Genomic DNA, 19,869 nt, shown 5'->3' with positions numbered 1-19,869 from the left:
CTAGAATTTGATCTATGACGCAGCCAATCCTAAAGCCCCCTGCCTTTGAAGCGAAACTATGTGCTGCTAGTGGGGATTTAGAGGCAAAGTTAGAGTCCTTGGCTCGCCCCATGGTTTTTACGAATGGCGTATTCGATCTTTTGCACCGGGGACATGTCAGTTACTTAGCGCAAGCTCGCCAGCTTGGCAAAAGTTTGGTCGTGGGTGTTAATTCAGATGCATCGGTGCGAATGTTAGGAAAAGGTGCTGATCGCCCGATTAATGGGCAAGAGGATCGTATGGCCCTTTTGGCGGCACTTGAAAGCGTTGATTTGGTAGTGCTGTTTTCAGAGGAGACCCCTGTCGACTTGATTCGTAGGATCCGTCCAGATATTTATGTCAAAGGCGGAGATTATGCAATCGAGTCTTTAGAGGAAACCAAGCTGGTGCAATCATGGGGTGGAAAAGCATACGCGATCCCCTTTATTTATGAGCGCTCCACTACGAACCTACTTGGCAAGATTCGTTCTTAGTTTCTTGCGACTTGGGTATTGAGCCAAGCCCAAAGCCCTCGGAGTACCAAACTCGGCATTTTTTCTGCGGGAATTTGATTGTGAATCAGCCCATCAAATAAGGTAGCGGCATGACCTCCATCGATCCATACACGGGTAATGGCTTGATGCCGCTGTTTAGCAAAATTCATTGCCTGCGTGACCGCCCCCAGATGGACTAGCCGCGATCCTTCATCAATCGCACTCGCAGTATCCAATCCTATGCCAGCCGATCCTTGATCAAGGCTCGCTACATTAAGACCGGCGGTATGTTGCAATAGGCTTTGGCGCATGAGTCCCAACCCCGGCAGGATCCAACCACCATAGTGCATTCCATTGCCACCCAAAAAATCAATGGTTGTTGCGGTACCGGCACTAATCACTAAGGTGTTGTCATTCGATAGCTCTCGTGCAGCAATTAATGCGGCCCAGCGATCGGCACCCAGGGTGTGGGTGTTTTGGTATTGCGTGCGCAGAGATGGATATGATGAGTTTCCGAGCAGACGAAACTGGGGACAGTGTTGCCAGGGCTGAAGTAGCTCATTGAGCTGTTGGACTGCAGATTCTGTCGCCACACAGCAAAGTCCAATCGCACTTGGGGTTGGGATGGTATTGAGAATGTAGTGAGCCAGCTCATCACGGTGCTCTTTTGAGCCTAGTAACTTGGTATCAATGGCACCGGAATGATCCCATAATTTTTTATCGCGCTCGACGGGATTGCGTTTGCTATTCACACTTGCCCACTTTAAGCGCGAGTTACCAATATCAATCAGTAAGAATGAGCTCATAGATGCTTTCTTAAAGAGACATCTCCGGCATAGATCGCCATTAATTCGCTATTACCAGGCACTTGCAGTAAAAGTGCGCCCTCTTCATTAATGCCATGGGCAATGCCTGTTTGCTTAACTACGCCTGACTCCGAAATGCTCACTGGTTGATCGCGATAGGCATCCCAAAAATCCCATTGCGAACGAAAAGGCACAAATCCTTTTTTGGCAAAGAGTTCAAGATAGTCGCCTAGAGCGTTGAGAATGGCGAGCCAAACTAAATCAGCCTCCATCGGCATGTGCTTGTGATTGAGTTCTGAGAGAGCGCTAATGGGCAGTTGCGCGGCGTCTTCTAAGGATTTGGAATGGCTTAAGTTCATACCGATCCCAATAATCACCCAAATTCGTTCATTTGGATTGGAGCCCGCAAGTTTCCCCCCCTCAATCAGAATCCCACCTAATTTGCGTTCCTTGATCAAAAGGTCATTGGGCCACTTTAGTGAAAGACCGTGTTGACGCAGACTCATTTCATCAAGCCCAAGACTCTTGGAGATCCCCTGGATCACCGCGAGTCCGCAAACAAGACTTAGCCCATGCAGGGATTGTTGTGTTTGATCAAAGGGATAAGCGAGCGAGAACGATAAAGAAGAATTTGGCTCTGCAAACCAATGTCGCCCAGATCGCCCTTTACCCTTGGTTTGGTGTTTGGCCAAACGGGAGATGGGGTCGATAAGCGCCCCAGTGCGCCAACGCGCCATGAGATCGTCGTTGGTTGATTCAGTTTCGGCTACGCGCTCAAGAATGCAATTCCAGTTCATTTGTCTATTGTAGAAAGGTCTCGATAGAATGGGTACTTATGTCAGGCAAAGCCAAAAAAGACCTTACTCAAGAACGCACTGATACGCCAAGAGTGCCTCAGCGTATTCATTGGCCTTTGCAGGCAATGCCGCTGGCTCGGGCAATCGCAATCATTTATGTCTTGCTCATTGGCTATGGATGTTTAAACCCTTTTAATGTGGATTGGAAGTTTGGTTTAGATCCATTTGCGTGGTGGTCGGGCCCCCTGCCTAAATACATTACCTTATTTGATGTGACGATCAATGTCTTGGGATACATTCCCTTGGGCTTTATTTTGGTGTTCGCTCTTTATCCTCGCTGGCAAGGATTTCGAGCAATTGCCATTGCCTTAGTATTTAGCGCCCTTCTATCAGGCGCGATCGAGAGTGCACAAAGTTGGTTGCCCACCCGAGTACCGACACAAATTGATTGGATCGCTAATTTAATGGGTGCCTTAATTGGGGCACTGTTGGCTCAACCCTTAGGGCCACACTGGTTATCTGGAACAGCACTGCGTAAGCGCTTTGATTACTGGTTTGGCACACGTTGGTTAAGTGTTGCTCTATTTATTTTGTTCCCGTTCGCACAAATTTATCCCCAAAGCGCATGGTTGGGAATGGGCTTTTTGGGTCTTGGCATCAATCCGATTGCAAGCTGGGGATTGGATGGAATGCACCACACGATTTATGAGGCTTTAGTAACAGGCCTTAGTTGGTTTGGCGTTTGCCTATTCTTCTCTTTGGCACTACGTAACAATATTCCTAAACTACCAATACTTGCAGGATTATTAGCGATCACGATCACGATCAAATCCTTATTTACATCCTTACAGTTTGGGTCGGAGTTTGGCTTTGTGTGGTTAAGTGCAGGTGCAATTTGGGGGATGGTGCTCAGCAGTCTCCTAGCTAGCATTTTTATACGCTTTTCAACCAGCATTCGGCTCATTGCCTGTATCAGCGCTTTAGTTGCTCTTATGATTTTGGTGAACTATTTTCCAGATAATCCCTACTTCACTATTAGCCTGCCTCGATGGAATCACAGCCGTTTAGCCCACCTCAATGATTTAATGCAATGGCTGTCTTGGCTGTGGCTGCCAGTGGCATTCATTTGGCTGATTCATTTCGCCCGACGGGCAAATCAGTGAGTTCGGCCAGAAGCCACATCCACCGATATAATTTCTAGGATGAGCTATCAATACCACCTATTCTTTTGTTTAAACGAGCGCAGTAATGGCGATGATTGCTGTGCTCGGCACAATGCCCAAGCCTTATTTGATTTCACTAAAAAACGGGTTAAGGAATTAGGACTCAACGGCGCAGGCAAGGTGCGTGTAAATAAAGCAGGTTGTTTAGATCATTGTGCCAATGGCCCAGTCATGGTGGTTTATCCCCAGGGTGTGTGGTACTCCATGATCGATACTGAAGATGTGGAAGAAATTATCGACTCTCATTTGATGCAAGGTAAACCTGTCGAACGTTTAATGATTTAACTAAGCGATTAGGCATGGCATGAACAGTCGGACCCAAACCATTACGATTCCTGGCCCAGTCGGCCAAATTCAGCTCTCGATTGATTTGCCAGAGAGCCTCAAACAAAATCCCCATACTGAGTTGCGAGGATTGGCCTTGATTGCCCACCCCCATCCCTTACTCGGCGGCACCATGGATAACAAGGTGGTGCAGACCTTAGCAAGAACGTTTAATCAGTTGGATTATGTATGCGTGAGACCCAATTTTCGGGGGGTTGGTTTATCGGAAGGCGTGCATGATGAGGGGCGTGGCGAGCTCGACGATCTAATTTGCATTAGTGATTGGATGCGTACCCCAGGAGCTTGGACGCAAAGTCTACCAAATGCCAATGAGCAGCTTTGGATTACCCAAGTCAATCAATTGCCGTTGGTGCTAGCAGGCTTCTCATTTGGTAGTTATGTGGGCACCCATTTGGTTCAAAAACTAGCTGAGCTTGGACGACCGGTAGAGCGCTTTGTCATGGTGGGTAGCGCAGCAGGCAAGTGGGAGTTGGCCGAACGTGTTCCCGCTGATACGATTGTGATTCATGGGGAAAATGATGAGACCATTCCGTTGAGTGCGGTATTTGATTGGACTCGTCCTCAAGAATTAACTGTGCATGTGGTACCAGGAGCTGATCATTTTTTTCATCGCAAGTTGCACTGCATACGCAATATTATTTTGTCTAACTGGTTGGGCTTTCCGAGAACATCATCATGAACACCAATACTCCCGCAGAGTCCCTGATTCAGTATCCATGTGATTTTCCAATCAAGGTAATGGGTAAAGCAGCCCCCGAGTTTTTACCGGCAGTGATTCATATTGCAAAACAATTCGATCCCAATTTTCAGGAGACAAGCATTGAAGAGCGGCCATCACGTGATGGTAATTACCTCGGCCTAACCATTACAGTGCATGTAACCAGTCGTGAGCAGCTCGATGAAATCTATCGAACACTATCCACCCATCCCTTGGTGAGCGTCGTACTCTAGTGAGTTGCTATGCAGGCTAGCCCAGTACAAATTCGATTCTTGGGCTTGGTGGGATACCAAGAAGCTTTTGAAGCCATGCAACGGTTTACACAAGAACGCTCTGCGACGACGATTGATGAAGTGTGGGTCTTGCAACATCCTCCGGTCTTTACCTTGGGATTGGCTGGAGAGCCAAGTAATTTACATACTCCGATTGATTCTATTCCTCTTATTGCAGTTGATCGTGGCGGTGAGATTACCTATCACGGGCCAGGCCAAATCGTGATTTATTTATTACTTGATCTTAAGCGTAAGAAGCTCTTTGTCAAAGAGCTGGTTTCGCGCATTGAGGAAGCGCTTATCCAGACCCTCATTGATTACAAGGTAATCACTGAGCGTAAATCCGGTGCTCCTGGCATTTATCTTAGTGAGCAGCCTCAGGTATCACCGTCCCTTTGGGGTGCCAAGATTGCAGCCTTGGGGCTTAAAATTACCAAACAATGCAGTTACCACGGTTTAGCACTGAATATTGATATGGACTTATCACCCTTTGAGGCAATCCACCCTTGTGGCTATGAGGGCTTAAAAACGATTGACCTCAAGTCGCTTGGAATCAGCGAGAATATCGATACCGTTGCAGGAAATTTACTGAATCACCTACAACAGCAGTTGCAATTGGAACCTGTTTGATGAGCGATCTAAAAAAAGAATACGATCCCCTGCAAAAACAAAAATCGGCAGACAAGACTGCGCGGATTCCAATTAAGATCGTGCCTCTAGCCGAGACCTTAAAAAAGCCGGACTGGATTCGGGTCAAAGCCGCGTCGAGTAGTTCGCGCTTTAATGAGATTAAGCAGATTTTGCGTGAGAACCAGTTGGTCACTGTATGTGAAGAGGCAAGCTGTCCTAATATTGGTGAGTGTTTTGGTAAAGGCACAGCCACCTTTATGATCATGGGCGATAAATGTACGCGACGCTGTCCGTTTTGTGATGTAGGGCATGGTAGACCTGACCCCTTAGATGCACAAGAGCCGATTAATCTCGCAAAGACAATAGCCGCACTTAAACTTTCCTATGTGGTGATTACAAGCGTTGATCGTGATGATCTGCGTGATGGCGGCGCACAGCATTTTGTCGATTGCATCCGACGAACCAAAGAGCTTTCACCGTCAACTCGTGTTGAGGTCTTAGTGCCTGATTTTCGGGGACGACTTGAGAAGGCTCTCGATATATTTGCTAGCGATCCACAAGGCTTGCCTGATGTCATGAACCATAACCTAGAAACCGTACCGCGCTTATATAAGCAAGCCAGACCAGGGTCAGACTATTCACACTCATTGAAGCTATTGAAAGACTTCAAAGCACGCTTTCCAAAGATACCAACCAAGAGCGGTTTGATGGTTGGATTGGGCGAGACCGATGAGGAGATTTTGGAGGTGATGCAGGATATGCGCGCACATGATATTGATATGCTCACGATTGGTCAGTACCTTGCTCCCTCGAATCACCATTTACCAGTATTGCGGTATGTACACCCAGATACATTTAAAGAGTTTGAGCAAAAAGCGTATGCGATGGGCTTTAGCCATGCAGCGGTTGGTGCGATGGTGCGCTCAAGTTATCACGCTGATCAACAAGCCCATGAGGCTGGCGTTGTATAGGGCAATACGCATATTTGGGCTAGCTACCCTTTGTACTCTCATCGTAGCGTGTAGCCCTCAATTTGATTGGCGTACCATTAAAAACGATGCTCAGGGCTATTCGGTGATGTTTCCGAGTAAGCCCCAACTAATTGAGCGCGACATTACCTATCAAACAACGTCTCTAAAGCAAACTCTGGAGTTCGGCAAAGTCGATGAGGATGTATTTGCGGTGATGACCACACAAATCCCAGCCACGATTGCGAGTCAGGTCACACAGGTTGAGCAGATGTTAAAAAATACCCTGCTTCGACAGGCAAACACAACCCAATTTAATCTGGTTAAAGATGCTATCAGCCGAATTGGCCCAGCGGGTCAAGCTAAACAAGTCACGCAAGACTATTATTTAGGTCTTCCTGAAAACAAAAAGGTGATGCGGGTGCGGTGGCTCATTAGACCAGCAACAAATGACTCTGTGAACCTTTATCAAATCAGCGTCATTCGGACGGGGCAGCAAAGCCAATTAGAGCCCCTCCTTAATCAAGAGAACATCACTATATTTTTTGATGAGTTTCGACCAAACTAAGCACTAAATGAGTCGGACGCATTATTCCCATTGGTATGGCAGACCCAATGATCATCTAAAGCTACCCCTTGAGGGCGGGTTTGCATTACGGATTTTCTTGTGCTTTGCCATGGCCTACTTCATGTCGTATGCATTTCGCACGATTAATGTGGTGATCGCTCCTGATCTTGTGCGTGATCTGCAAATTAGCAATGCCGATCTAGGGCTTTTGTCATCAGCTTATTTTGTTGGTTTTGGAATGACCCAAATTCCCTTGGGTTTAGCGCTTGATCGCTTTGGCCCGCGCATTACTGAAACATGGGTGATGACCCTTGCGGTGATTGGCGCCATTATGTTTGCCTTAGCCGAGAACTTCAACACGCTCGTCATCGCACGCGTCTTAATTGGAATGGGGGTATCTGCATGTCTCATGGCTGCATTCTCAGGCTTTAGGGCTTGGTACGCGCCCTCTCAACAAGGACAATTAGCTTCAGCCATGTTGGTGTTTGGTACCAGTGGTGCCCTAGCAAGCACATGGCCAGTTCATCTGGTCACGCCTTATATCGGTTGGCGCGGAGTCTTTCTGGTACTTGCTGGCTTGTCATTTCTGGCAATCCTGATTCTGTACTTTGGTTTGCCGGTGCGAAAACAACATCAGCAACGTCAGCACACAAATCACGAAGTACCCAGTGCACAAGCGAATTTATCGTGGCAAAGTTATCAGCCGATTTTGACCAATCCATTTTTCTGGCGGATCCTGCCACTGGGCACATTTTGTTATGGTGGATTTATTGCGATACAAACCTTATGGTTTGGTCCTTGGCTCATTGAGGTGATGGAGTATCACCCCAGTACTGCCGCACAAATCGTTTTTGGTTTTAATACCGTTCTCCTCTTTGCCTATCTCTTTAACGCATGGATCTTGCCAAAGTTAGCCAAGCGCGGAGTTGATACCATGCGTTACATGACCTGGATGGTAGGGGCATCGATGATCATGCAAGCCTGTGCGTATTTTTGGCAAACGCCCTTGGTATGGATCTGGTGGTATTTATTTGCTATTACGTGCGCCTCGTTTGTGTTGGCGCAGAGTATTATTGTTTTGTATTTTCCGAAGCACTATTCGGGAAGAGTTAGCACCACCTACAACTTAACACTCTTTATCGGTGCCTTTATTGTGCAATGGGGTATTGGCCACTTATTGGATTTAGGCATTGCCTTGGGTTGGAACAAAACCAGTGCTTATGATTTAGCACTTGCGGTATTTCTAGTGGTGCAGATTGCTGGCTTTATTTGGTTCTTGATCGCACCCAAATATTTTCCAGCTACTTTCTTTCGAGATGATGAAGCTACAGATGAAGCTATAAAGATTTAAGCAGTTATAACTTATTGATTACGACTTGTTTTCAAGAGCAGCTACTTTTGCTTCAAGCGCTTCCAATTTCTCACGAGTCTTGGTCAAGACCTTGGACTGAATATCAAACTCTTCGCGTGTAACCAAATCCATGCGCTGAAAACCTTGGGTCATCATGGCTCGGATATTTTTTTCAATGTCTTTTGCGGGCGAGTTGCGGATGACCTCACCGATCTTGTTTTGCATATCGACCGCAATGGTCTGCATTTGCTCGAATAGTTGACTGGGTTTTTGCATAAAAGAATTGTAGGGCGAACCCAAAGACCTTGCATGCCCAAAGGTGGTGCACAAAATGACCCCAAATGATGCATTCATTTGGTGCAAAATCCCATAAAAAACCCAAATACTCACCAAATTAAGCCCGAATAAAGTCAAATCCAAAGCCAAAAAATCTACTAAGTATTTGATTTAAAACAATATTCAAGAAGCTGGCACGCTTATTGCATGAATAAATGTGTAGTGCATTTTTTCATTCAACCAGAAGGGAGTATTTATGAACACTTTTAAGAAAACAACATTGGCTCTAGCGATCTCTGCATTGGCTGGCGGCGCAATGGCCCAATCGGCACCAGCACCTGCTCCAGAGACCAGCCCCATTACTGCAAACGTAACGCTCGTTAATGACTATCGCTTCCGTGGAATTAGTCAAACTAACTTTAAGCCAGCCATTCAAGGAGGCTTTGATTATGCTCATGAAAGCGGCGTCTACGTCGGAAACTGGAACTCAAATATCTCTTGGATTAGTGATGGACAGCCCGGAGTCAGCGCACCATTGGAAATGAATTTCTATGGAGGATTTAAAAAGGAGTTAATTGCGAAAGGATTTGCATCTGATATTGGCGTCTTGCAATATTACTATCCAACTTCTGGCGCCTTCACTTCTATTGTGAGCCCAAATACAACCGAAATTTATGCCGCTCAAAACTTTACGCTAGGTCCTGTTGCGGGATTTGTTAAGTTCTCTTATGCGGTAACTAATGCCTTCGGAAATGCAAATAGTTCAGGTTCTTATTACCCTGACTTAACCGTCAACTATGACACCGGCATATGGGGAATCACTGCAAACGGTCACATTGGGTATCAATATATTGCTGGAACTGCTAATGGCGCTACTGTCTCAAATAGCACTCTTTATTCCTACACAGATTGGAAACTTGGTTTTACCAAAGATTTTGGAGGTGGTTTATCAGCGGCCATAGCATATGTGGGAACGAATGCTGCTACATATAACGGCGCATACTCATATGCAACACCAGCATCTTCAGGATTGCCACAAAAAAATCTTGGAAGAGCCGGGGCACTTGTCTCTCTCACCAAAACCTTCTAATTCTTCTCACTATCTAGGAGATATGCATGAAAATGATTACCGCAATCATCAAGCCTTTCAAGCTTGACGAGGTGCGTGAGGCTCTCTCAGAAGTTGGGGTTTCAGGCATCACCGTTTCAGAGGTGAAAGGCTTTGGTCGACAAAAGGGTCACACCGAGTTGTATCGCGGTGCTGAGTATGTAGTTGATTTTTTACCCAAGGTTCGCATTGAAGCTGCGGTAGAAGACGGCATCCTTGATCGCGCCATTGAGGCGATTGAGAAATCAGCACGCACGGGCAAGATTGGTGATGGCAAGATTTTTGTCTCTTCAATCGAACATGTCGTTCGTATTCGTACCGGTGAAACCGGTACCTCAGCACTATAAGGGGTTAAACATGTTGAATTGGATAAAAAAAGTCCTAACGAGTGGCGCAGTGGCACTAGCCATTGGCGTCACTGGTGTAGTGGCAACGTCTGCTGCTTTGGCTGCTCCTGAGCCAATCGCTGCTGCCGCTGCTACTGCTGCAGCCGCTGCTCCAGAAGTAAAAGCGACTGTTGAAAAAGCAGATATTGCTTGGATGATGTTAAGTACCATCTTGGTCATCATGATGGTTGTTCCAGGCTTGGCCTTGTTTTATGGTGGCTTGGTCCGCAGTAAAAACATGCTCTCGGTCTTGATGCAGGTCATGACAGTGTTTTCATTGATTGCTATTTTGTGGGTGATTTATGGATACTCCTTGGCATTTGGTGGCGAAGGGTTATTTATTGGTGACTTTAGTAAGCTCTTTTTATCGGGCGTTACGATCGAGTCCTTATCGGATACCTTTACCGACACCTCTAAGATCCCTGAATTAATTTTTATTGCTTTTCAGGCAACCTTTGCCGGCATTACTGCCTGTCTGATTGTTGGCTCGTTTGCTGAGAGAATGAAATTTGCAGCAGTGCTTTTGTTCTGTGCAATCTGGTTCACCTTCGCCTACCTCCCAATCGCTCACATGGTTTGGGGCCCAGGAGGCTATCTGCTTGGTAAGGGCGATCTCGACTTTGCTGGCGGCACCGTGGTGCATATCAATGCAGGTATCGCTGGTTTAATTGGTGCCTACATGATTGGTAAGCGCATTGGTTATGGCAAAGATGCAATGACGCCTCATAGCTTGACCCTAACCATGGTTGGCGCATCACTCCTCTGGGTGGGCTGGTTTGGATTCAATGCCGGTTCGAACTTAGAAGCAAATGCAACGGCAACATTGCCCTTCATTAATACCTTGCTTGCGCCTGCTGCTGCAGTCTTGGCTTGGAATATCGCTGAGACTATGTTTAGAGGTAAGGCCTCGATGTTAGGTGCAGCATCTGGTGCGATTGCAGGATTGGTTGGTATCACTCCAGCTTGCGGCACAGTCGGTCCAATGGGCGCAATTGTGATTGGACTGGTTTGCGGTTTCGTATGTTTCTGGGCAGTAAGCGGCTTAAAGAAAATGCTCGGTGCGGATGACTCTTTGGATGTGTTCGGCGTTCACGGTGTTGGTGGCATCATCGGTGCGATCCTAACCGGTGTGTTCACAGCCCCAAGTCTTGGTGGAACGGGTGATGATGATTTCTCAATCGCCAGCCAAGTATTGATCCAGGCCGAAGGTGTTGGCATCACCATCGTCTGGTGCGCAATTGTGTCTGTAATTGCGTACAAGATTGTGGATATCGTAATTGGTTTACGTGTGAACGAAGATCAAGAGCGTGAGGGTCTCGATCTCGTATCGCACGGCGAGACCGCTTATTCAAAATAAGCATTCTGATGAAACGGGTTTGTTGGTTTTTAGTGATTCCAACAAGCCCAATCATCAAATAGCAGTTCGTAGCATGGCATTGCAATAGTGATTTGTTGTTTTTTTACCCCTCACTAGGTGGCACTGGTTGGTTGCCTAGTTTTTAAGCGCGGAATCGCAAGATTCCGCGTCTTTCTTTCAAAAAACTTACAATGCGGATATGGTCCCGCATCTTATAACCGCCTTAAGTGGCCCCCTCTTAGAGCTCGAGTCGAAAGTCCTCGAAGCAACCCCAACGATTGAGCGCTGGTTTCGCTTGGAATGGCAGGAGCACACTCCACCGTTTTATTGCTCGGTCGATCTACGTAATTCTGGATTTAAACTCTCTCCAGTTGATACCAATCTGTTTCCGGGTGGGTTTAACAATTTATCTCCAGAAATGCTGCCTTTGGCAGTCCAAGCTGCCATGGCGGCGATTGAGAAAATCTGCCCCGAGGCCAAAAATTTATTATTGATTCCGGAGCGCCATACACGCAATACCTTCTATCTGCAGAATATTGCTTGCCTATCATCGATTCTGCGCCAAGCGGGATTAAATGTTCGTTTGGGTACTCTATCGGACGATATTAAAAAACCGACCACCATCGAATTGCCTGAGGGTGGCAAATTAGTTTTGGAACCACTGACGCGTTTAGGTTTGCGCAAGACTCGTTTGGGTTTGAAGGATTTTGATCCTTGCTCTATTTTGCTCAATAACGATTTATCGGCTGGTATTCCGCCAATCCTTGAGAATGTATACGAGCAATACTTATTGCCAGGTTTGCATGCGGGCTGGCCAATTCGTCGTAAATCCAATCATTTTCAGGCGTACGAAGAGTTAGCCAAGAAATTTGCCAAATTAATCAATATTGATCCGTGGATGATTAATCCGTATTACGCCCGTTGCACAGGGATGGATTTTCATGAGCAAAAGGGTGAAGAGCAATTACTCGCAGCCGTTGATCAGGTGCTCAAAAAGACCGCCAAGAAATACCGTGAGTATGGGATAAAAGATAAGCCCTATGTGGTTGTTAAGCCTGATGCGGGAACTTATGGAATGGGCGTGATGATCGCGCACGACCCCAATGATTTAAAGAACTTGAATCGTCGTGATCGTAATAAGATGAGCGTCGTTAAAGAGGGTCTTGAGGTCAGTGACGTGATTGTTCAAGAAGGGGTCTACACCTTTGAAAAGGTCAATGAGGCGGTGGCCGAACCTGTGGTTTATATGATTGATCGTTATGTCGTCGGGGGTTTCTATCGGGTTCATACCGATCGTGGACCTGATGAGAATTTGAATGCACCTGGCATGCATTTTGTGCCCCTTGCGTTTGAGCAAAACGCCATGCCGGATATGAAAGCAAAGCCAGGCAGCGCAGCACCAAACCGATTCTACTTATATGGCGTTGTAGCGCGCTTGGCTCTGCTCGCTGCATCGCTTGAGCTTGAGCGCACCGATCCGGATGCCGAGGCCGCTTAAGTCTGGCCATGAAATTTCTGTTTATTGCCGATCCACTCGATTCATTTAAGGTCGAGAAAGATAGCACTCTGGCCATGATGCGCGCCGCGCAGGCTGCGGGCCATGCGATTTGGTATACCCAAAGCCATGATTTGGTATGGGGTCAAGGCAAGGCCAGAGCGCGTTGCCAAGCAATTAAACTTTTAGATGGTGAGCATTGGTATGCATTAGGTTCTTTTGAGGAGCATCCGCTGGAATATTTTTCAGCGGTCTTAATGCGTCAAGATCCACCATTCACGGTGGAGTATTTGACGAGCACCTGGATCTTATCGGCCGCTGTTTTGCAAGGAGCGCGGGTATTTAATTCGCCGGATGCGGTTCGCAATCATTCTGAAAAACTCTCGATCACGGAGTTCCCGCAATTTATCCCTCCGAGTTTAGTGACGCGTGATATTCATGCGATCCGCGATTTTCATCAGCTTCATCACGACATTGTTATTAAGCCACTCGATGGTATGGGTGGCATGGGGGTATTTCGGGTGGGACCCGATGGTCTTAATTTAGGAAGCATTGTTGAAACCCTGGGTGAGAACGGCGCACGTACCCTCATGGCGCAACGTTACTTGCCTGAAATTACCTCGGGCGATAAGCGCGTTTTGCTCATTGGTGGTGAGGTCATGCCTTATGCTTTGGCGCGTATTCCGCAGGGCTCGGAGATTCGTGGGAACTTAGCCGTTGGTGGGAAAGGCCTAGCGATGGCTTTGACAGCGCGCGAAGAGGAAATTGCAAATCATTTAGCCCCTATTCTGGCTAAGCGTGGCTTGTTCTTAGTGGGCCTTGACATGATCGGCGGTTACTTGACCGAGATTAATGTAACAAGCCCCACCTGTTTTGTGGAAATTACTCAACAAACCAATTTGGATATTGCTCAAAAATGGCTTACATTGCTTGAAAAGGAGCTCATTTAAGGTGCCAGGAATCCTAATTGTTGCCCACACCCCTATTGCCGGATCCATGCTTGGTTTTGTTGAGCATACTTATGGCAAGGTGCCGGTTCGTATGGCTGCAGTTGATATTCCTCCGCATGAAGACACCAAGATTAGTTTTGATCGCGTCTATGAAGCGGCCACCCAGGTCCAAAGTGAACATGGCATATTGGTTTTAACGGACGTCATGGGCGCTACCCCAGCAAATGTTGCTACCCGGCTTGCCAAATCTGGACTCTTTTCATGTAAGGTGATTGTGCTGGCTGGCGTGAACTTGCCAATGCTGATGCGGGCGATTTCTTATCGGGGTACCGGAGTGGAATCGGTTGCTCTTAAAGCCATGCAGGGTGGTCAAAATGGCATTATTCGCTTAGGAGCGCCCTCCTCAATGACCGAGGCCGAACTTATTTTGAATCAGAATGCAGGAACGAGCGATGCCAAAAGTTGATATTGAAATCATTAATAAGCTTGGCCTGCACGCACGCGCGTCCGCAAAGTTATCGCAACTCGCTAGCGAATACCCGTGCGAGGTTTTTATGAGCAAGAACGGCCGACGTATTAATGCCAAAAGCATTATGGGCGTGATGATGCTTGCTGCTGGTATGGGAAGCACCGTTACGATTGAGACTGTTGGCGAGAAAGAAGACGAAGCCCTAAAGAAAATTTGTGAGCTGATTCAAGACCGATTTGGTGAGGGCGAGTAGGAATGACCTTTGCGCTCCATGGTATTGCGGTCTCTAAAGGCATTGCGATTGGTAAGGCCGTATTAATTTCGAGAGCAGCCCTTGAAGTTAGTCATTACCTCATTGAGCACGGCACTGAAGAAGCCGAAGCCAATAAATTACTCGAAGCGTTTGATTGTGTGCGCCAAGAACTCAATACGCTTAAAGCCGCTTTACCCAAAGATGCTCCACAGGAGATGGCAGCATTTTTAGATGTTCATCAGCTGATCCTCTCAGACCCGACCCTAGCTGAAAAACCTTTAGCCTTGATTCGGCAAAAACGCTTAAATGCTGCTTGGGCCTTGACCACCGAGCTCAATGATTTACTGGAGCAGTTTGCTGAAATGGACGATCCGTATTTAAAGGAACGTGGCAATGATATTCGGCAGGTCGCTGAGCGAGTCCTAAAGGCATTGCAGTCACATAACCGTCAGACCGTGGTTGGTGGTGAAGGACTAATTACGGGACACTTTGAAGATGACACGATTGTGGTGGCGCATGATATTGCACCCCATGACATGTTGCGGTTTAAAGAGAATGCGCTGGGCGGGTTTGTAACTGATTTGGGTGGCAAAACCTCTCACACCGCGATTGTGGCGCGCAGCTTAGAAATACCGGCAGTCGTGGGTATTCGTCATGCTAGTGACATGATTGAGCACGGTGATTGGATTGTGATTGATGGTGACCGGGGCATTGTGGTGGTTGCCCCAGACGAGATACTCCTTACTCAATATCGGAGTCTTCAGGCTGAAATACGCATTGAGTCAGAAAAGCTACAAGAGCTCAAGTACAGTCCGACTCGCACCAAAGACGGCGTCGAGATTGAGTTATTTGCCAATATTGAGTTGCCAGAGGATGCTAAGCATGCACTGGAATTAGGCGCGGTTGGGATTGGACTATTTCGGTCTGAGTTTTTGTTTATGAACCAAGAGCACGGTCTTCCAGATGAAGAGAAGCAATATCAGGAATACACCCGTGCGGTTGAAGCAATGTTTGGCTTGCCAGTCAATATTCGTACGATTGATATTGGTTCCGATAAATCAGTTGCTGGAGCCGAAACCGGAACTACCGGAACATCCCCTCTGGGCCTGCGTGCTATTCGTTGGTCATTATCTGAGCCCGAGATATTTTTAACTCAATTGCGCGCCATACTACGAGCGTCTGCACATGGCCAAGTTCGACTGTTATTGCCGATGCTAGCGCATGCACAGGAGATTCATGAAAGTTTGCGGCTTATTGAAAAGGCTAAACAGCAATTACAAGAGCGTGGCAAAGCGTTCAATCCGAATATTCAGGTAGGGGCAATGATTGAGATTCCTGCCGCTGCCTTAATGATGCCGCTCTTTGTCAAACACTTTGATTATTTATCAATTGGTACCAATGATTTGATTCAGTACACCTTGGCGATTGACCGCGCCGATCATGCGGTCGCTCACTTATACGACCCATTAAATCCAGCAGTACTCAATTTAATTGCCGGAATTATTCGTGAGGCAAACCGTGCCAATGTGCCGATTGCGGTATGTGGTGAGATGGCGGGTGATCCTGCCTTGACAAAGCTCTTATTGGCGATGGGATTGACCGATTTCTCAATGCACTTTAGTCAGCTCTTGCTGGTTAAACGTGAGATCATGCAGGCCGATACCCGCAAGTTGAAGATGCATATTGATGAGTTATTGGCAGCTTATGAGCCGGTTGAGCAAAGCGTTTTGTTTAATCGCTTAAATTCAATTCATTAGTGCGTGCCTGGTCCGCACACTGGACAAGCATGATGGCGTGCGAGTTTAATTTCATCGACCTGGGTCGTGCGAGCATTCCAGATCAGCAAGCGCCCAATTAACGGCTCTCCAAAACCAATCATGACTTGCAGAGTTTGCGCCGCCTGAATAGTTCCAATAATGCCTACGAGAGGTGCAAATACCCCCATGCTGGCACAGTTGGTTTCAACATAATTAGGATCTGGTGGGAAGACGCAGGCATAGCATGGTGAGTTTGGATCACGAAAATCAAACACGCTCACTTGACCATCAAAGCGTAGTGCAGCGCCTGAGACTAACACCTTCCCATGGGCAACACATACCCGATTAATCAGATGTCGGGTCGAAAAGTTATCGGTACAGTCGACCACCACATCAACATCATCAATCAGCTCTTTGAGTAAGGGTTCATCAACCCTCTTTTCAAGGGCTTCAACCTGACAGGTGGGATTTAAGCTCTTCAGAAAACGTTCACCTGAGGCCACCTTACTCATGCCAATGCTATTGTCCTGATGCATGATTTGACGCTGAAGATTGGTAAGTTCGACGTGATCATGGTCGATTAGGGTAATTTTTCCAACGCCAGCGGCTGCTAGATAAGGTGCGCACGCGGAGCCCAAACCACCGGCGCCAATGATGAGAACTTGGGAACTTAATAGCCGCTCTTGGCCGGCAATGTCAATTTCTTCGAGTAGTAGATGACGCGAATAGCGAAGGAGTTGCTCGTCATTCATGAGCAACTCAATTACTCGAGCTTAGAAGCCGAGCGCTTGACAGTTTGACCGTTCAGAAAGGCAATGGCTTGTTGCAGCATAAAGTCATCATTGCTACCAAACTCAGGTGGGCGACGATTCTTTTCTTTCTCGCGCTCCTCTGGCGTTTTCTTCGCATTGCGCTCTTCAATCAATTGCAATTCTTGCAGACGCCGTTTCTCGCGATCTTTGATCAATGCTTCTTCTGAGGATTGTTTATTACGCAAGTGCTTTTCGCTATCAATTTCTCGTGTAATTAATACATCTTCCGGGTCACCATCCTTATTCTGATCCACCGGAATGTCGGGTTTAATCCCAAATGCTTGGATTGAGCGACCATTGGGCGTGTAGTAATAAGCGGTAGTAATTTTGAGTGCCGAGTCACTACTGAGTGGCCGAACAGTCTGCACGGATCCCTTACCAAAGGTAGTCTTTCCAAGAATGGTGGCGCGTTTGTAATCTTGCAGTGCACCCGCAACGATTTCAGAAGCAGATGCGGAATAGGCATTGACGAGCACCACCATTGGGATTTTCTTAAAAAGCGGCGGTACCTCATCGAGCGGATCATTCGGTTCACTCAATTTATACATAGCAGGAACGGCATTAAATACTTGCCGCGAGTCAGGCGCTTGGCCTTTGGTAGAAACAATGATTGCGCCTGGTGGCAAGAATGCAGCTGCAACACCGACTGCGCCCTGCAGTAGTCCACCACCGTTATTACGCAGATCCAATACCAACCCTTTTAAGCTCGGATCTTTAGCGGCAAGCTCTGCTAATTTCTTAGCAAGATCTGGAACGGTGCGCTCTTGAAAGCTAGTAATGCGAACCCATGCAATATTGTTATCCACAATTTTTGCTCGAATCGACTGCACTTTGATTTCAGCACGGGTGATGGTGACCGGAAAAGTGCGCTCTTCACTTTTTCTGAAAATCGTTAAGGTAATTTTGGTACCTGGGGTACCGCGCATGGTACGAACGGCTTTATCGAGTGACATACCGCGCACTGGTTTGTCGTCTAAACGGGTAATCAGATCGCCTGCTTGAAGACCGGCTTTAGCAGCGGGTGAGCCTTCAATTGGATTAAGAACTTTTACCAAACCGTCTTCGGAAGTAATTTCAATACCAAGCCCTGCAAACTTTCCAGCAGTTTGCTCTTGCATTTCTGCAAAATCTTTTTTGTCAAGATAAGCGGAGTGCGGATCAAGACTGCTGACCATTCCTTTAACTGCATCGGTGAGTAATTGTTTGTCGTCAATGGGTTCGACATACTCACGCTTAATTTGCCCAAAAACATTTGAGAGCGTGCGTAACTCATCCAGCGGCAAGGTGCTTGTACCCTGCTGCGCAGTCGCAGAGAACTGGATGGTTGCCGCAATTCCGGCAATCAGGCCAATACTAATTAAGACAATATTTCTAAATAACTGACGCATTTAGCTATTTTGCCTCTAAATAGAAATGTTGTATTGGGCGAAGCTCATCGTCCAGTTCATAAATGAGGGGATTGCCGTTAGGCACATTGACCTTCATGATCGCCTCATCCGATACCTGATCAATGTGTTTCATTAGGGCGCGGATGCTGTTGCCATGGGCGACCAGAATAACCCGTTTGCCAAGCTTGAGAGCCGGAGCGATCGACTCATTCCAGAGGGGCAAAACCCGACTGACGGTGTCTTTTAGGCACTCCCCATGGGGAATATCCTCATGATTAAGCTTGGTGTACCGGGGGTCACTGGCGAGCTCAGCACGCTGCTCTGGGCTTAATGGAGGTGGGGCGATGGCATAGGAGCGTCGCCAAATATGGACTTGTTCATCCCCAAATTTGGCTGCAGTTTCTGCCTTATTGAGACCCGTCAGCGCACCGTAGTGCCGTTCGTTTAATCGCCAGCTATGGACTACGGGCACCCACATTAGATCCATTGCATCTTGGATATTCCATAAGGTTCGAATAGCGCGTTTTAGGACCGAGGTATAGGCAATATCAAAGTCATAACCAGCCTCTTTTAATAGTTGACCGGCCCGTTGGGATTGCTCCACGCCTGTTGGCGTTAGGTCAATATCAGCCCATCCAGTAAACCGATTTTCAAGATTCCAGGCGGATTGTCCGTGGCGGACTAGGATGAGTTGTTTCATAGATGCATTCTATAATCTAACAATGGACTTCTTAGCTCAAACAGACAACCTCGTATTGGCCGCCTTAATGATCATTTCAGGCACGGCTTTATTCATGCCAACATTATCAACCCTAATTAGTGGCAAGGGCCTAAGCCCCACCGATGCGACCATTTGGATTAACCGTCGCAAGGCCAATGTGATCGATTTGCGAACCGAGGATGATTTTAAATTAGGCCATTTGCCAAATGCAAAAAATATCGCCTTGGAGAGCTTGGGCGCCAGCCTAAAAACCCTGAAAATCGACCAAAAATATCCCGTTGTGGTGATTGGTCGGGGTCCGGCTCATTCTCAGAAAGCAGCTAAAGAACTTCGTAATCTTGGGTATACCGAAGTGGGCGTTTTAGAGGGCGGTATTAGCGCTTGGCAAACTTCCGGGTTGCCACTGATTAAATCGTAATGGGGAAGCAATGCCAGACGTTCTGATGTACAGCACCCGCGTTTGCCCTTACTGCGTGATGGCCGAAAAACTCTTACAAAAAAAGGGTGTTCAGAATCTACAAAAAGTATTGATTGATGTTGATCCAGCCAAGCGAGAAGAAATGATGACTCGCACGGGTCGCAGGACTGTTCCACAAATTTATATCGGTGATCGTCATATTGGCGGTTACGATGATCTAGCAGCATTGGATCGTGCAGGCGGTCTTGATCCGCTTTTAGTCTAACCATTTCTAATTGGAAAGAGAGTT

Annotated in this window: 25 protein-coding genes; 19 read left to right on the top strand and 6 right to left on the bottom strand. The window is 47.1% G+C overall.

Translation table 11 applies throughout. The features are described from left to right. Positions 1-14 precede the first annotated feature (14 nt). Positions 15-512, top strand: coding sequence for a D-glycero-beta-D-manno-heptose 1-phosphate adenylyltransferase (rfaE2, locus tag AOC32_RS09275; protein WP_108509181.1), 498 nt, complete (start codon positions 15-17; stop codon positions 510-512). Here rfaE2 and AOC32_RS09270 read toward each other — a convergent pair. Both AOC32_RS09270 and AOC32_RS09265 read right to left on the bottom strand, forming a co-directional pair. Then, a complete protein-coding gene (locus AOC32_RS09270) occupies positions 509-1,318 on the bottom strand; it encodes a type III pantothenate kinase (protein WP_108509180.1) in 810 nt (269 codons plus the stop codon). The genes rfaE2 and AOC32_RS09270 overlap by 4 nt on opposite strands. After that, positions 1,315-2,115: a biotin--[acetyl-CoA-carboxylase] ligase gene (locus AOC32_RS09265; protein WP_108509179.1), complete on the bottom strand. Its 801-nt coding sequence runs from the start codon at positions 2,113-2,115 to the stop codon at positions 1,315-1,317. The genes AOC32_RS09270 and AOC32_RS09265 overlap by 4 nt, the downstream gene beginning before the upstream one ends. A gap of 38 nt (positions 2,116-2,153) precedes the next feature. Here AOC32_RS09265 and AOC32_RS09260 point away from each other — a divergent pair, with 38 nt between their 5' ends. From AOC32_RS09260 to AOC32_RS09225, 8 genes are all read left to right on the top strand, one after another. After that, a complete protein-coding gene (locus AOC32_RS09260; protein WP_108509178.1) occupies positions 2,154-3,278 on the top strand; it encodes a VanZ family protein in 1,125 nt (374 codons plus the stop codon). Between the two features lie 39 nt (positions 3,279-3,317). Further along, a complete protein-coding gene (locus AOC32_RS09255) occupies positions 3,318-3,623 on the top strand; it encodes a (2Fe-2S) ferredoxin domain-containing protein (RefSeq protein ID WP_108509177.1) in 306 nt (101 codons plus the stop codon). Between the two features lie 19 nt (positions 3,624-3,642). After that, positions 3,643-4,362 carry an alpha/beta hydrolase gene (locus AOC32_RS09250; RefSeq protein WP_108509176.1) on the top strand — a complete coding sequence of 240 codons (720 nt, stop codon included), beginning with the start codon at positions 3,643-3,645 and terminating at the stop codon, positions 4,360-4,362. After that, positions 4,359-4,634: an HP0495 family protein gene (locus AOC32_RS09245; RefSeq protein ID WP_108509175.1), complete on the top strand. Its 276-nt coding sequence runs from the start codon at positions 4,359-4,361 to the stop codon at positions 4,632-4,634. The genes AOC32_RS09250 and AOC32_RS09245 overlap by 4 nt, the downstream gene beginning before the upstream one ends. 9 nt (positions 4,635-4,643) lie before the next feature. Next, a complete protein-coding gene (gene lipB, locus AOC32_RS09240) occupies positions 4,644-5,303 on the top strand; it encodes a lipoyl(octanoyl) transferase LipB (RefSeq protein ID WP_108509174.1) in 660 nt (219 codons plus the stop codon). Then, positions 5,303-6,274, top strand: coding sequence for a lipoyl synthase (gene lipA / locus AOC32_RS09235; protein ID WP_108509173.1), 972 nt, complete (start codon positions 5,303-5,305; stop codon positions 6,272-6,274). The genes lipB and lipA overlap by 1 nt, the downstream gene beginning before the upstream one ends. A gap of 103 nt (positions 6,275-6,377) precedes the next feature. Then, positions 6,378-6,839 carry a hypothetical protein gene (locus tag AOC32_RS09230; RefSeq protein WP_159074935.1) on the top strand — a complete coding sequence of 154 codons (462 nt, stop codon included), beginning with the start codon at positions 6,378-6,380 and terminating at the stop codon, positions 6,837-6,839. Positions 6,840-6,846: 7 nt separating this feature from the next. Further along, positions 6,847-8,190: an MFS transporter gene (locus AOC32_RS09225; RefSeq protein ID WP_108509171.1), complete on the top strand. Its 1,344-nt coding sequence runs from the start codon at positions 6,847-6,849 to the stop codon at positions 8,188-8,190. Between the two features lie 18 nt (positions 8,191-8,208). Here AOC32_RS09225 and AOC32_RS09220 read toward each other — a convergent pair whose 3' ends face one another. After that, a complete protein-coding gene (locus tag AOC32_RS09220) occupies positions 8,209-8,466 on the bottom strand; it encodes an accessory factor UbiK family protein (RefSeq protein ID WP_108509418.1) in 258 nt (85 codons plus the stop codon). A gap of 256 nt (positions 8,467-8,722) precedes the next feature. On the opposite strand from AOC32_RS09220, the gene AOC32_RS09215 reads away from it, so the two are divergent. The 8 genes from AOC32_RS09215 to ptsP all read left to right on the top strand — a co-directional run bounded on the left by AOC32_RS09215 (position 8,723) and on the right by ptsP (position 16,241). Then, positions 8,723-9,556: a TorF family putative porin gene (locus AOC32_RS09215; protein WP_108509170.1), complete on the top strand. Its 834-nt coding sequence runs from the start codon at positions 8,723-8,725 to the stop codon at positions 9,554-9,556. A gap of 26 nt (positions 9,557-9,582) precedes the next feature. Beyond that, positions 9,583-9,921 (top strand): P-II family nitrogen regulator, encoded by a 339-nt coding sequence (locus AOC32_RS09210; protein WP_108509169.1) that lies wholly within the window; start codon positions 9,583-9,585, stop codon positions 9,919-9,921. 10 nt (positions 9,922-9,931) lie between these two features. Continuing rightward, positions 9,932-11,317: an ammonium transporter gene (locus AOC32_RS09205; protein ID WP_108509168.1), complete on the top strand. Its 1,386-nt coding sequence runs from the start codon at positions 9,932-9,934 to the stop codon at positions 11,315-11,317. 199 nt (positions 11,318-11,516) lie between these two features. Then, positions 11,517-12,815: a glutamate--cysteine ligase gene (gshA, locus tag AOC32_RS09200; RefSeq protein WP_108509167.1), complete on the top strand. Its 1,299-nt coding sequence runs from the start codon at positions 11,517-11,519 to the stop codon at positions 12,813-12,815. 8 nt (positions 12,816-12,823) lie between these two features. After that, positions 12,824-13,762 carry a glutathione synthase gene (gene gshB, locus AOC32_RS09195; RefSeq protein WP_108509166.1) on the top strand — a complete coding sequence of 313 codons (939 nt, stop codon included), beginning with the start codon at positions 12,824-12,826 and terminating at the stop codon, positions 13,760-13,762. Between the two features lies 1 nt (position 13,763). Further along, positions 13,764-14,228, top strand: coding sequence for a PTS sugar transporter subunit IIA (locus AOC32_RS09190; protein WP_108509165.1), 465 nt, complete (start codon positions 13,764-13,766; stop codon positions 14,226-14,228). Beyond that, positions 14,215-14,484, top strand: a complete 270-nt coding sequence (locus AOC32_RS09185) for an HPr family phosphocarrier protein (protein WP_108509164.1) — start codon at positions 14,215-14,217, stop codon at positions 14,482-14,484. The genes AOC32_RS09190 and AOC32_RS09185 overlap by 14 nt, the downstream gene beginning before the upstream one ends. Before the next feature lie 2 nt (positions 14,485-14,486). Beyond that, complete coding sequence (gene ptsP, locus AOC32_RS09180; RefSeq protein WP_108509163.1) at positions 14,487-16,241, top strand: phosphoenolpyruvate--protein phosphotransferase; 1,755 nt, start codon at positions 14,487-14,489, stop codon at positions 16,239-16,241. On the opposite strand, the gene AOC32_RS09175 is transcribed toward ptsP, so the two are convergent. Genes AOC32_RS09175 through gpmA form a run of 3 tightly spaced genes read right to left on the bottom strand, consistent with a single transcriptional unit; the run spans position 16,238 to position 19,141 of the window. Then, on the bottom strand, positions 16,238-16,993 hold the full coding sequence (locus AOC32_RS09175) for a HesA/MoeB/ThiF family protein (protein WP_108509162.1): 756 nt from the start codon (positions 16,991-16,993) through the stop codon (positions 16,238-16,240). The genes ptsP and AOC32_RS09175 overlap by 4 nt on opposite strands. A gap of 11 nt (positions 16,994-17,004) precedes the next feature. Continuing rightward, positions 17,005-18,441 (bottom strand): S41 family peptidase, encoded by a 1,437-nt coding sequence (locus AOC32_RS09170; RefSeq protein WP_108509161.1) that lies wholly within the window; start codon positions 18,439-18,441, stop codon positions 17,005-17,007. Between the two features lie 4 nt (positions 18,442-18,445). Continuing rightward, the gene (gene gpmA, locus AOC32_RS09165; RefSeq protein WP_108509160.1) at positions 18,446-19,141 is read right to left on the bottom strand and encodes a 2,3-diphosphoglycerate-dependent phosphoglycerate mutase; all 696 of its coding nucleotides are present in this window, start codon (positions 19,139-19,141) and stop codon (positions 18,446-18,448) included. 22 nt (positions 19,142-19,163) lie between these two features. Here gpmA and AOC32_RS09160 point away from each other — a divergent pair, with 22 nt between their 5' ends. Then, complete coding sequence (locus AOC32_RS09160; protein WP_108509159.1) at positions 19,164-19,580, top strand: rhodanese-like domain-containing protein; 417 nt, start codon at positions 19,164-19,166, stop codon at positions 19,578-19,580. Between the two features lie 10 nt (positions 19,581-19,590). After that, positions 19,591-19,845 carry a glutaredoxin 3 gene (gene grxC, locus AOC32_RS09155; protein WP_108509158.1) on the top strand — a complete coding sequence of 85 codons (255 nt, stop codon included), beginning with the start codon at positions 19,591-19,593 and terminating at the stop codon, positions 19,843-19,845. Positions 19,846-19,869 lie beyond the last annotated feature (24 nt).

The sequence above is a fragment of the Polynucleobacter acidiphobus genome (genome assembly GCF_003065385.1).
In the GTDB taxonomy this organism is placed as follows: Bacteria; Pseudomonadota; Gammaproteobacteria; order Burkholderiales; family Burkholderiaceae; genus Polynucleobacter; species Polynucleobacter acidiphobus.
This window is presented reverse-complemented; position numbering and strand designations above follow the sequence as displayed.